This window comes from Glycomyces dulcitolivorans, assembly GCF_003265355.1.
Taxonomy (GTDB): domain Bacteria; phylum Actinomycetota; class Actinomycetes; order Mycobacteriales; family Micromonosporaceae; genus Glycomyces; species Glycomyces dulcitolivorans.
Genome location: NZ_QFRW01000251.1, coordinates 1 through 12,110, shown reverse-complemented (window position 1 = coordinate 12,110; position 12,110 = coordinate 1). Strand labels below are relative to the sequence as shown.

Annotated in this window: 13 protein-coding genes and 1 pseudogene; 10 read left to right on the top strand and 4 right to left on the bottom strand. The window is 69.4% G+C overall.

The window, feature by feature from the left end:
- Window positions 1-506: pseudogene (locus DI269_RS16720) on the bottom strand (hypothetical protein); the annotation flags it as partial.
- A gap of 616 nt (window positions 507-1,122) precedes the next feature.
- Between DI269_RS16720 and rpmH the strand changes: the two are divergent.
- The 8 genes from rpmH (at window position 1,123) to DI269_RS16680 (ending at window position 7,034) form a co-directional block, all read left to right on the top strand.
- On the top strand, window positions 1,123-1,260 hold the full coding sequence (gene rpmH, locus DI269_RS16715; RefSeq protein ID WP_112137843.1) for a 50S ribosomal protein L34: 138 nt from the start codon (window positions 1,123-1,125) through the stop codon (window positions 1,258-1,260).
- A gap of 78 nt (window positions 1,261-1,338) precedes the next feature.
- Entirely contained in the window at window positions 1,339-1,764 is a 426-nt protein-coding gene (gene rnpA / locus DI269_RS16710; RefSeq protein ID WP_112137845.1) for a ribonuclease P protein component, read from the top strand.
- Between the two features lie 86 nt (window positions 1,765-1,850).
- Window positions 1,851-2,105: a membrane protein insertion efficiency factor YidD gene (gene yidD, locus DI269_RS16705; protein WP_408612304.1), complete on the top strand. Its 255-nt coding sequence runs from the start codon at window positions 1,851-1,853 to the stop codon at window positions 2,103-2,105.
- Entirely contained in the window at window positions 2,105-3,208 is a 1,104-nt protein-coding gene (gene yidC / locus DI269_RS16700; protein ID WP_112137839.1) for a membrane protein insertase YidC, read from the top strand. Before yidD ends, yidC begins: the two co-directional genes overlap by 1 nt.
- A gap of 90 nt (window positions 3,209-3,298) precedes the next feature.
- Window positions 3,299-3,808, top strand: coding sequence for a Jag family protein (locus tag DI269_RS16695; RefSeq protein WP_112137836.1), 510 nt, complete (start codon window positions 3,299-3,301; stop codon window positions 3,806-3,808).
- A gap of 62 nt (window positions 3,809-3,870) precedes the next feature.
- Window positions 3,871-4,488: a 16S rRNA (guanine(527)-N(7))-methyltransferase RsmG gene (rsmG, locus tag DI269_RS16690; RefSeq protein ID WP_232822784.1), complete on the top strand. Its 618-nt coding sequence runs from the start codon at window positions 3,871-3,873 to the stop codon at window positions 4,486-4,488.
- 467 nt (window positions 4,489-4,955) lie between these two features.
- On the top strand, window positions 4,956-5,963 hold the full coding sequence (locus DI269_RS16685) for a ParA family protein (protein ID WP_112137832.1): 1,008 nt from the start codon (window positions 4,956-4,958) through the stop codon (window positions 5,961-5,963).
- Between the two features lie 3 nt (window positions 5,964-5,966).
- Window positions 5,967-7,034: a ParB/RepB/Spo0J family partition protein gene (locus DI269_RS16680; RefSeq protein ID WP_112137829.1), complete on the top strand. Its 1,068-nt coding sequence runs from the start codon at window positions 5,967-5,969 to the stop codon at window positions 7,032-7,034.
- An 87-nt stretch (window positions 7,035-7,121) separates the two neighbouring features.
- Here the strand turns inward: DI269_RS16680 and DI269_RS16675 are convergent, their stop codons facing one another.
- Complete coding sequence (locus DI269_RS16675) at window positions 7,122-7,682, bottom strand: GNAT family N-acetyltransferase (RefSeq protein ID WP_157975043.1); 561 nt, start codon at window positions 7,680-7,682, stop codon at window positions 7,122-7,124.
- 340 nt (window positions 7,683-8,022) lie between these two features.
- On the opposite strand from DI269_RS16675, the gene DI269_RS16670 reads away from it, so the two are divergent.
- A complete protein-coding gene (locus DI269_RS16670) occupies window positions 8,023-8,541 on the top strand; it encodes a hypothetical protein (RefSeq protein ID WP_232822782.1) in 519 nt (172 codons plus the stop codon).
- A gap of 265 nt (window positions 8,542-8,806) precedes the next feature.
- Here the strand turns inward: DI269_RS16670 and DI269_RS16665 are convergent, their stop codons facing one another.
- Window positions 8,807-9,772 (bottom strand): D-alanine--D-alanine ligase family protein, encoded by a 966-nt coding sequence (locus DI269_RS16665; RefSeq protein ID WP_112137820.1) that lies wholly within the window; start codon window positions 9,770-9,772, stop codon window positions 8,807-8,809.
- Window positions 9,769-11,016 carry an aminotransferase-like domain-containing protein gene (locus DI269_RS16660; protein ID WP_112137817.1) on the bottom strand — a complete coding sequence of 416 codons (1,248 nt, stop codon included), beginning with the start codon at window positions 11,014-11,016 and terminating at the stop codon, window positions 9,769-9,771. Before DI269_RS16660 ends, DI269_RS16665 begins: the two co-directional genes overlap by 4 nt.
- 235 nt (window positions 11,017-11,251) lie before the next feature.
- On the opposite strand from DI269_RS16660, the gene DI269_RS16655 reads away from it, so the two are divergent.
- Window positions 11,252-11,956 carry a GNAT family N-acetyltransferase gene (locus DI269_RS16655; RefSeq protein WP_112137815.1) on the top strand — a complete coding sequence of 235 codons (705 nt, stop codon included), beginning with the start codon at window positions 11,252-11,254 and terminating at the stop codon, window positions 11,954-11,956.
- Window positions 11,957-12,110 lie beyond the last annotated feature (154 nt).

The window sequence follows — 12,110 nt, the reverse complement described above, 5'->3', positions numbered from 1 at the left end:
GGCGCGGGCGCGGGGGCCGGTTCGGCCGGCCGGGCCTCGGGGGCCTCGCCGGGACGGAACGCCGCGGTGTCGAACAGGCTCGGCGGGTTCTGCGCCGGGACGGCCCGGGGCCGGGGCGGCTCGGGGTCCTCGAAGCGGGGCCGCTCGAACACGATCGTCGCGTCCCCCGCATCGACCGGCGCCGTCTCGACGGGCGTGCCGTTCACCGGGGCCGCGGGCGGCTCCGGTGCCGAGGCGGCCTCGACCTGCTTCTCCTGCAACGTGACCGCGATCTGCGTCGGCTGGCCCAGGTGCCGGGAGAGGGCCTCGCTGATCGGGACGCGGAGCTTCGACTCGAAGGCCGAGCGGGCGAACTTGTCGGGGGCGGCGACGATGAACGTGCCCGGCATCGACAGCACGGGCTGCGACAGCCGCATCCACGCCGCCTGCTGACGGGTGAGCGAGGACGCCTCAGCCAGCTCGGCGCTCACCGCCGACCAGACTGCCGACAGATCTCGGTCGGTCACGTTCGCCATCCCTTTGTGCTCGTCTTCTGTCCCCGAACGGTCGGATTAGCGAAGTTCGGAGGCCGCAACCGGTAGGCTCCGATGCAGGCGGTCCGCACCGCCGCACCCGGTTCCCCTGGTGTCGCCCGCGGCGCGTTCCAGCAAGTTTTCCACAGGTTATCCACAGGCCTTCAGCTGCCCTGTGCACATGCGCCGCTTGTGACAATGTTTCCTGAATCACGGTCATGACCTGCAATTTCTCGCGAGTCCTCGGACGATGCCGTTCCGGTGCCGTGAAAGTCGCCCACGATCCGGACGAAGTTATCCACAGGCTGCTCGCACCGGTCGCGGGACCTCTGCGGACACCCCCGCGAGGCGCCCGCGGGCCCTCCCGGAAGGACGGTGCCGCGCCCCGGGCGCGAACGGCCCCGGGTTGGCGACCGCACCGGTGCGGCGAGTAACATGAGGTGGTTGCCCGTCGAACCAGAGGGGCATGCCACACCCGTCGTCCGCGGCTGAGGCCGCCGGTGAAAGCCCTGCTAGGCTGTTCTCCGCGTCCCCGTAGCCCCGGTCCGGGGCTGGGCCCCGAGAGGGCCTGGCGCAGTGGCAATTTGATTCGTAATGGGAGACATCCGTCGTGAGCAAGCGCACCTACCAGCCGAACAACCGCCGGCGCCACCGCACCCACGGCTTCCGGCTGCGCATGCGCACCCGTGCCGGGCGCGCCATCATCAACGCGCGTCGCAACAAGGGTCGCAAGCAGCTGACCGTCTGAGCGCTTGCCTCAGGAAGACCCCTGCGCGAGGCGGGCCACGGCCCGCCCGCGGGGGCTCCCGATGAGGACGTGATCCAGGTGCTACCAGCCGACGCGCGAATCCGCAGCAGCCGGGACTTCGGCGCCGCCCTCAAGCGCGGCCGCCGCGCCGCCCGCGGCGGAGTCGTCGTGCACTGGGCACCTGAGCGCACTGACGAGAGCACAGACGAACACCACGAGACGACACCGTCCGAAGCCGGAGCGAACCGCCCGGCGCGGGCGGGTTTTGTCGTCTCCAAGGCCGTCGGCAACGCCGTCGTCCGCAACAAGGTCAAGCGCCGCCTGCGCCACGCCGCCGCCGCCGAACTCGCCGACTGGCCCGCCGGAACCGACGTCGTCGTCCGCGCCACCCCCAAGGCCGCCGAGCGCGACTTCGACGAGCTCCACCGCGACCTCGCCGAGGCCGTCAAGGCGGCCCGTACCGCGAAGGGCGGCCGGGGCCGCGACCAGCGGGGCCGGCCATGACGGTCCCCGCAGCGGGACCGGCCCCCCACGGCATTTCGCCGGCAGCGAAACCTGTTGGACGGGAGGCCAGGTCACCCCTGGTCCGGTTGGTCGGTGCCCCCGTCGTCGCGTACCGTCGTTGGATAAGCCCGGCCCTTCCGGCCCGCTGCCGCTTCTACCCCAGTTGCAGCGCATATACCCTTGAGGCGCTGTCCGAGCACGGCGCCGTCCGTGGCATATGGTTGAGCCTGCGAAGGCTGGGACGGTGCCACCCCTTTCATCCGGGGGGTTTCGACCCCGTACCCCCACGGCATGAGCACGTGATGAATTCGAAGAGCGAGATGACTGGAGTCCGCAAGTGATGGAGTGGGCCTACGACGGCGTGTCCTGGGTGCTGCTGCGGTGGCACGACCTCTGGTCGAACGTCTTCCACGGGAACCAGGCACTGGCGACCGACTGGGCATGGGTCCTCGCCATCGTCGGCGTCGTCATCACCCTCCGCGTCATCCTCTTCCCGCTGTTCGTCAAGCAGATCCAGTCGCAGCGGGCGATGCAGAAGCTCGCCCCTGAGATCAAGGCGCTCCAGGAGCGCTACAAGGGCGACCGCGAGACGCTCCAGAAAGAGATGATGGAGCTGTATCGGAAGGAGAAGGCCAACCCGCTCATGGGCTGCCTTCCCATCCTGATCCAGATGCCGGTCTTCCTGGCGCTGTTCCACGTCCTGCGCCGGCCCGACCCGGACCAGACCATGTACCACACGCTGTACGGCTGGACCGAGAACAACTGGAACACGTACGTCGACGCGAAGCTGTTCGGCGCCCCGTTCTGGAGCACGTTCCTCACCCCGGCGGACCAGCTGGCCAAGGTCGACGCCTCCCAGCTGGACGTCAAGCTCGTCGCCGGCGTCCTCGGCGCGGCGATGATCCTCACGACCTTCCTGACCACCCGTCAGATGATCCTCAAGACCGGCTGGAACGAGGACCCGAACCAGCGGATGATCCAGAAGGTGATGCTCTACGGCATCCCCGTCATCATGATCTTCTCCGCGGGCGCGTTCCCGATCGGCGTGGTCATCTACTGGACGGTCAACAACCTGTTCTCGCTGGGGCAGCAGCAGTTCGTGCTGCACAAGTACCCGCCGCCCGCGCAGAACAACCCGAACGCGAAGCCGCCGAAGCCCGGCACGAAGGCCCACGAGAAGATGCTCGAAGAGCAGCGCGAGGCCGAGCAGCGCCGCAAGGACCTGGCCCCCAAGCCCGGCAAGCGGCCCAAGCCCGCGGCCTCGACCACCCCGAAGCCGGACCCGGCGCCGGGGGTGAACGGCTCCGCCGTCAACGGCGCCAACGGGTCCGCACCGGGCAAGGGCGGCCCCGGCGCGGGCAAGAACCTCTCACGGGCCGAGCGCATCGCGCGGGCCAAGAAGGTCAGCGGCGCGCAGCAGGCCTCCAAGAAGAAAAAAGGCTAGGGGGACGGTCCGGGGCGACGCAGGCGCCGCCGGATCAGCCACAATGGTGCAAACTAGGCTTATAACGAGCGATAGGACGAGTTGGCAATTATGGGAGCAACGGTGCGGGAGGACGAGGTGGCCTCCGAAGACGACCTCTTTGAGCAGAGCGAAGTGGCGGCCGACTACATGGAGGGCCTGCTGGACATCCTCGACCTCGACGGGGACATCGACGAACTCGTCGTCGGCGACCGCCCCCAGGTCGAGATCGTCGGGGAGGACCTCGGCGGCCTCGTGGGCCCCAAGGGCCAGACCCTCGAAGCCCTCCAGGAACTGTGCCGCCTCGCGGTGTACCGCAAGACCGGTGACCACTCGCGCCTGATGCTCGACATCGGGGGCTACCGCGCCGGGCGCCGCAAGAAGCTCACCGAGCTGGCCGAGAAGACCGCCAAGCGCGTCATCGAGACCGCGAGCGTCGTGAAGCTGGACCCGATGAGCGCCTTCGAGCGGAAGTGCGTCCACGACGTCATCAACGCGACCGACGGTGTGCAGAGCGAATCCGAGGGCGCCGAGCCGCGCCGCCGGGTCGTGGTGAAGCCGGCGGAGACGACGATCGAATGAGCGAAGAGCCGGAAGGCTCTGAACCCGCTGAGGCCAATGTTTCACGTGAAACATTGGCCTCTGTGTTCGGAGCAGACGATGAGCGGATCGCCCTCGCCGAGGGCTACGTCGGCCTCCTGTCGACCATCGGGATCGAGCGCGGCCTCATCGGGCCGCGGGAGGTGCCGCGGCTGTGGGGCCGGCACGTACTCGGCAGCGCCGTGGTCGAGGAGCTGATCCCGCAGGACTCCGACGTGATCGACGTCGGGTCCGGCGGCGGCCTCCCGGGCATCCCCCTGGCGATCGCCCGCCCGGACATTTGGGTGACCCTGGTGGAGCCGATGCAGCGCCGCGTGGACTTCCTCGACGAGGTCATTGCGGGCCTGGGCCTGCGGAACGTGGAGGTGCTGCGGGCCCGCGCCGAAGAGGTGGACCCGAAGGGGAAGGCCGACATCGTGGTCTCGCGTGCCGTTGCGCCCCTGGGGAAGCTGGCGGGCTGGTGCCTGCCGCTGGCGCGGATCGGCGGCGTCATGCTGGCGATCAAGGGGCAGAGCGCGGAGGAGGAGATCAAGCGCGACTCGAACGCGATCCGCGCGCTCGGCGGGGCGAAGGCCTCGATCCTCACGTGCGGCGAGTACAAGCTGAGCGATCCCGTGTTCACCGTGCCTGTAACGGTTGTGGAGATCGAGCGGGTGCACTAGCCAACCGCGCCAAGACGTCCGGAGAATTCATCTCCCGAAAACCGAAGAACCGCAACAAGTGCCGCGATGAGAGCCTCGTCGCGGCACTTTGCATTCGGCGATGAGCGGTCGGTTCGGATAACCTATCCCGAGTAAGTTACTCCGAGCAGGGCGATGTTTCACGTGAAACATTCGGCCCGTAGTCTGTGGCGGTGAACGTGCGCGACCCCCTTCCCCCCGAAGATCGTGAACACAGCTCCCTTGGCGGCGATACCCCGGCTGAACGGCGTATCCGGAACCTCCTCGATGCGGCCGTGAGCGAGGAGGCCCCGCCCTCCCGCCGCCACCGCTATCGAGAAACCTCACCCGAATCGGGTGGCGCAGCCCCGGCCTACGGGCAGACTGGGTCAGAATCGGTGGCGAGGCAGTCCGGCGCGGGCGTCGGGACGTCCGACCGGCTGGACAGCAGCGGCGAACGGGGGGACGGGATGACGAAGACATCGCGCGGCAGGGCCGGACGGCACTTGGCGCCGGACGAGGCGCAGGGCAGCAACGGGCGCAAGACCGCTGCGAAGCCGGTGCCGGCGCAGCCCGACCCGCTCGACGACGACCTCCCGCTGGCGCGGGAGGCGCAGCGCGCGGTCCGCGTCCTCAACCCCTCCGGCTCGGTGACGATGCCCCGGCCGACCCGCCGCCGCGTCTTCGCCGTCGCCAATCAGAAGGGCGGCGTCGGCAAGACCACGAGCACGGTCAACCTCGCGGTCGCCTTGGCGCTGCACGGGAACCGCGTCATGGTCATCGACCTCGACCCGCAGGGGAACGCCTCCACCGGTCTCGGCGTCGAGCACGGCGCCGGCACGCCGAGCGTCTACGAGGCCCTCGTCGAGGGCATGTCGCTCGACGAGATCGCGACCCCGGTCGACGGCATCCCCTCGCTCTACTGCATCCCGGCGACGATCGACCTCGCCGGCGCCGAGGTCGAACTCGTCAACGTGGTCGCCCGTGAAGGGCGCCTGGAGAAGAGCATCGAGACCTACAGCGGCGACCTCGACTACATCTTCATCGACTGCCCGCCGTCGCTCGGCCTGCTCACGGTCAACGCGCTCGTCGCGGCCGAAGAGGTCCTGATCCCGATCCAGTGCGAGTACTACGCGCTCGAAGGACTCGGCCAGCTCCTGCGGAACATCGAACTCATCAAGGCGCACCTCAATGCGCGCCTGCGGGTCTCGACGATCCTGCTCACCATGTACGACAAGCGGACCAAGCTCGCCGACCAGGTGGAGCAGGAAGTGCGCGGGCACTTCAGCGAGATCGTGCTCGGCGCGGTGGTCCCCCGGAGCGTCCGCGTCTCGGAGGCCCCCGGCTACGGGCAGTCGATCATGACGTACGACCCCGGTTCGCGGGGTGCGGCGAGCTATTTCGAAGCGGCCGAGGAGATCGCCCTGCGGGGCGCGAAACTCTCCCGGCGCGGGAAGAACCAGAAGGGCGGGAACTAGTCGATGGCTGCTCCGAAACGCGGGGGGCTCGGTCGCGGACTGGGTGCGCTCATCCCGACCGGCCTGGCCGAGAGCACGACGACCGAGGACGAGTCCCCGGCTCCCATCGCGGCTCCGCGGCAGGCGGTCCCGGTCGAGCGCGATGTTTCACGTGAAACATCGGCTCCCGAGCCCGAGCCGGCCCGCGATGTTTCACGTGAAACATCGGAAGGACCGGACCTCGTGCCCGTCCCGGGGGCGAGCTTCCAGCTGATCCCGATCCCCGACATCGGCACCAACCCGAAGCAGCCGCGGCAGTACTTCGACGACGAGCACCTCTTCGAACTCCAGACCTCCCTCACCGAGGTCGGCATGCTCCAGCCGATCGCCGTGCGCGAGCGTACCGCCGACGAGCCCCGCGAGGACGGCGCCCGCTTCGAACTCGTCATGGGGGAGCGGCGCCTGCGCGCCGCCACCGCCCTCGGCTGGGAGACCGTCCCGGCCATCGTGCGCCGCACGGCCGACGAGGAGATGCTCCGCGAGGCGCTCCTGGAGAACATCCACCGGGTGCAGCTGAACCCCCTCGAAGAGGGCGCGGCCTACGCGCAGCTCCTCGAAGAGTTCAACGTGACCCAGGAGGAGCTCTCCAAGAAGATCGGCCGCAGCCGCCCGCAGATCTCGAACATGATCCGCCTCCTCGGCCTGCCGCCCACGGTCCAGACGAAGGTCGCCGCCGGCGTCCTCACCGCGGGCCACGCCCGCGCGCTCCTCGGCCTCGACAGCGCCGACTCGCAGGAGCACATCGCCGAGCGGATCATCAGCGAGGGCCTGTCGGTGCGGAGCACCGAGGAGCTCGTGACGGCCAACCGCCTGGAGGAGAAGCCGGAGCTCGACGAGCCCCGCCCGCGCGACTCGCGCGCCGCGAAGGACCGCATCAAGGCCCCCGGCCTGGAGGAGCTGAAGGAGCGCCTCTCGGACCACTTCGAGACGCAGGTGTCGATCTCCTGGGGCCGCAAGAAGGGCAAGATCGTCATCGAGTTCGGCTCGCTCTCCGACCTCGACCGCATCGTCGAGCAGATCGGCGTGGAGTAGCCGCCGGGCTCACGGTCCGCAGACACGAACGAAGGGGCGGGATGTTTCACGTGAAACATCCCGCCCCTTGTTTGATTCCGGTTGCGGCTAGGAGAGCTCCCGCCACATGATGATGTCGTCCCGGTAGTCGTCATCGGCCATGCGCACGGCGCGCGGCAGACGGCCGACCTCGGTGAATCCGTGTCGCCGGTAGAAGGCGTCGGCGCCGGTGCCCGAGCGGACCTTGAGGCTGAGCGCCTCCAGCTTCAGCTCTTCGCGGGCAACATGGTCGACGGCCGCCAGAAGCTTGCCCCCCAGACCGCCGCCCTGCCGGGCGGGGTCGACCTGGACGTGGCGCATGGTTCGCCACCCGTGTCGCGGCGGGCTGTCGTTTGATGTGAGAACACACCAAGCGACAATGGCGGCTCCTTCCTTTAGAGCGACCAGCGTGTCAGTCCGGTCGATCACTCGCGCGAGAATGGAAACGGTGTGAGGGCGGACCTCGTCGATGTTGACCGGCGGAACGAACCCGACGGAACCGCCGGCGTTCGTCACTCTCACCCAGAGGTGGCTGAGTTCGTCAACGAGCGCGGCGGTGACCGGGGGGTCCACCAGGACGGCGATGCCGCCCGAAACGGGCGTCGCCTCCGGCGTGGAACTATCAGTCACTGTTGCTTGCACGCCTTCCAGCTTGCCCTATGGACCGGCCCTCCGGACAGGGGCTTCCCGCCATATGGGCGCACGTCACTTGTGACCATGAAACGCGTTGTCCGCCACCGATTCGCCTGGTTCGCGGACTATGATCGCTCCACTGTCGGGAGTCCGGAACGCGTTCTTCGAGTTAACCCAGTTGAAATCTGCCAAAAGGTGGATTCCGGTGGTTTCCACTCTCGCCTTCATGGGGTATTTTTCGATGGTGGCAGCTGCGAGTACCCCCGGCCCGAATTCGAAGCCCGACTTGACGAACACCCGACCCCCGAACCCGCGTGCGAGCGGCGTCCGGCCGAACTTGCCCGCCTTCGTCGACTGGCCCGCCTTCCCGTTCGAAGGCGAACTCCGCATCAAGCCGCTCCAGGAGCCGGTGGACGCGGAGCCCCCGCGCCGCGGCGACCGCCAGGAGCAGTGCGCGGCCTGCCATACGCCCGACTCGGTCTACCTGTGGTCGAACGAACGCTGGCGCCTGAAGAGCCCGCCCGCCCCGAGCGGCCTCCCGGTGGTGGTGATCCTCGAACCGCGGGCGCACCTCGACCTCGGTGACCTGTCGACGATGCACGCCGCCGAACTCGGCGTCCTCACCGTGCGCCTGGAGCGGGCGATCCGCTCGCTCGAATCGGTCGCGCAGGTCCACGTCAACCGCTGGGGCGACGGCACCGCCCACCTCCAGCAGTGGTTCCTCGCCCGCCCCCACGGCTACCTCCAGCTCCGCGGCCCGTTCATGACGATGTGGGACGAGATCCTCCCGCCGGTCGAGGAGCACGAGTGGAAGATGAACCTGGAGTACATCGCCGCCTGGCTCAGCGACGACTGAAGGATCCTTACCCGATCGGGTGAACGAGCGACCCCGGTTTTTGTCGTACCCCCGCGATATTTTTGTATCCAGGGGTCCCTTAAGGGGACATATCCGGAATATCCGCTTTCATGTTCTGGGACCACAGGTCAGCGGCTTGCGCCTGGCCGCGCAGCCGCTTCAGGGCGGTCCGGAACTCCGCCCCGATGGGGTGAAAGACGACTGAGGGCGCCGATGTTTCACGTGAAACATCGGCGCCCTTCACATTGCGCGTGAGCCGAGCGGATCAGGACCGGGCGAGCGCCCGGCGGACCATGGTCGCCAGGACCTCGCCGAAGTCGAGGCCCGCGGCCTCGATCGCCATCGGCAGGAGCGAGGTCTCGGTGGTCCCGGGGGCGACGTTCGCCTCCAGGACCTGGATGCCGCCGGCGTCGTCGATCATGAGGTCGACGCGGGACATGTCGCCGAGTCCGAGCGTGCGGTGGACCTCCAGGGCCAGTTCGGCCGCGCGGGCCGCCACGGGCTCGCTGAGGGCCGCGGGGACCGTCCAGCGGGTCGCCCCGGGGTTGTACCGGGCCGCGTAGTCGTAGTCGCCGTGGAGCGGCGCGATCTCGACCGGCGGCAGGGCCACCGGGCCGTCGCCGAGGTCGATCACGCCGACCGCGATGTCGCGGCCCTCGACGAACGACTCGATGAGCGCGGTGTCGCTGTAGGAGAAGCAGCCCATCATCGCCGACGGGAAGTCGTCCTCCTTGTGCACCGCGTGCACGCCGAGGCCCGACCCGCCCGAGTTCGGCTTGACGACCAGCGGCAGGCCCATCTTCGCGGCGATCCGGTCGAGGAGCTTGCGCGCCCCGAAGTCCGAGAACGCCTGGCGCGGCATCGACGTCCAGTCCGGCGTGGGGATCCCGGCCGACCGGAGCAGGTCCTTGGCCGCGATCTTGTTCCACGCCCGGCGCGCGCCCGTCGAACCGGTGCCCACGATCGGCAGGTCGATGAGTTCGAGCACCGCCTGGAGCGACCCGTCCTCGCCCGGCTGGCCGTGCACGAGCGGCAGGACCACGTCGGGCGGGAACTCCTGGAGCGCGGGCAGCAGCTCGCCGTCGAGGTCGCGGACGTAGCAGGCGAAGCCCAGCCGCTGGAGCGCGTCGGCCGCGCGGCGGCCCGACTTCAGCGAGACCTCGTGCTCGTACGACATGCCCCCGGCGAGGATCAGGACCCGGATGTCCGCCGCTGCGGCGCCCTCCTTCATGCCGCGCCCCCCGCGAAGGTGTCGCGCAGCTCGATGTCGCTCGCGACGACGCCCGCCAGGCGGCGGACCCCTTCGCGGATGACCTCGGCGGTCTGGGTCGAGAAGTTCAAGCGCATCTCCCTGCGGCCGTTGCCGTCGGCGTAGAAACCGGTGCCCGGGACGTACGCCACCCGCTCCTGGAGCGCGCGGGGGAGCATCGCCTTGGAGTCGAGCCCCTCCGGCAGCGTGGCCCAGATGAACAGGCCGCCGCCGGGGACCGTCCAGGTCATCCCGTCGGGCATGTAGTCGCCGAGCGCGGCCAGGAGGGCGTCCCGGCGATCCCGGTAGAGCGTGTTGAAGACCTTCACCTGCTGGCGCCACTCCATCTCCGTGAGGAAGCGGAGCGTGGCCTCCTGCGTGAGCCCCGACGGGCACAGGATCGACGCCTCGATCGCCAGGAGCAGCTTGTCGCGCACCGCGGGCGGGGCCAGGACCCAGCCCAGGCGCAGGCCCGCGGCGAAGATCTTCGAGACCGTCCCGAGGTAGATGACGCCCCGGTCGGCGCGGGCGCGCAGCGGCGCCGGCGGCGTGCCGTCGAAGCTGATCATCGAGTACGGGTCGTCCTCGATGACGAGGAGCCCGTGCCGCTCGCTGATCGCGAGGATCTCCTCGCGGCGGTCCTCGGTCATCGTGACGCCGGCCGGGTTCTGGTACGTCGGGATCGTGTACAGGAACTTCGCCCGGCGCCCTTCGCGTTCGAGCGCGGCGAGCCCCTCCTCCAGGCCGGCGGGGATGAGCCCGTCGTCGTCCATGGGGAGGTGCCGGACGTCGGCCTGCGCGGCCTGGAACGCGCCGAGCGCGCCGACGTACGTGGGTCCTTCGGCGAGCACGATGTCGCCCGGGTCGAGGAAGGTGCGGGCGAGCAGGTCGAGTCCCTGCTGCGCGCCGGTGGTCAGGACGAGGTCGTCGGCCGAGGCGCGGATGCCCGAGTGCTGGAGGACCCCGCAGAGGGCCTCGCGGAGCGCGACGCTGCCCTGGCCGGGGCAGTAGCCGAGCGCTTCGGCGCCGACCTGGGAGAGCAGGCGGGTGAACATCTCGCCGAGCTCGTCCATGGGGAGCGCGGCCGTGTACGGGTTCCCTCCGGCGAGGGAGACGACCTCCGGGCGCGATGCGACCGAGAACAGTGCGCGGATCTCCGACTGTGCCATCCCGTGAACCCGGGATGCGTAGCGACCGGTGTAATCGTCGAGTGTTGTACCGGACACGCGGAGACCTCCTCTGATGGTCCTCGTCGCCCGCGAACCGTGGTCGCGGGTCGCGCTCTGCGTCGTTCGGACCCGTGTCGCAAGGGTCCTGTCGGCCAGCCTACGGCCCCTGGCGGGGAGCGGTCGGCGAGTGCCGCCGTTCGCGCACAGTGATCGGACCACTCTACTAGCACACGGGATGCAGGCCGCGCGTGTTTTCCGTCATGTGGACCCCTCACCCGCGTAGGCTGGACGGGTGCATCGGCGCATGGTCAACCTCACACTCGACTCCTTGGACGAGGTTCCGAGGCGGTGCCGCGCCTGCGTGTTCTGGGAGCTGTCGCCCCTGTGCGCCGAGGCGGCGCGCGACGTCGGCGAGCCCGCCATCGAGAAGGAGGCGTGGCTGTCGCACACGCTCCTCGAATGGGGCGGGTGCGGGCGGATCGCCTACGAGGGCGACGCGGTCGCCGGGTTCGTCACCTACGCCTCCCCGAAGTTCGTGCCCCGCTCGATGGAGTTCCCGTCCGGGCCGGTCTCTCCCGATGCGGCCCTGCTGATGACGGCGTACGTGCACCCGTCGTTCGCGGGCACGGGGCTGGGGCGCCAGCTGGTGCAGACCGTCGCGGCGGACGTGGCGCGGCGGGGGATCTACGCGCTGGAGACGTTCGGCGACGCCCGCGGCGAGGCCGGGGCGTGCCTTGTCCCCGCGGACTTCTACCGCTCGGTCGGGTTCAAGACCGTGCGTTTCGACCCGCGCTACCCGCGGCTGCGCCTGGAGCTGCGCTCGGCGCTCGACCGGAGCGTGGAGGCCGAGGAGTCCATGGCGCCGACCGACTCGGTCGAGTGGTTCAAACTGGACGACATGGAGCTGGAGCAGTTCTTCGGCGAGCCGACCACGAGCCGCTCCCGCATCGACCGCCCCGGGACCCAGCGCGGCGGCGACGTCTTCGACGGCTGCTGACCTGCGGATCCGAAACATGAAACGGGATATTCCCGAAATGTCCCCTTAAGGGACCCCTGGTATTAAAAATATCGCGGGGGTACGACAAGAAGCGGGGGACGGAGCCGATGGCTCCGTCCCCCGCTTCTTGTGAGTATTCGTCGCGTTCCCTACT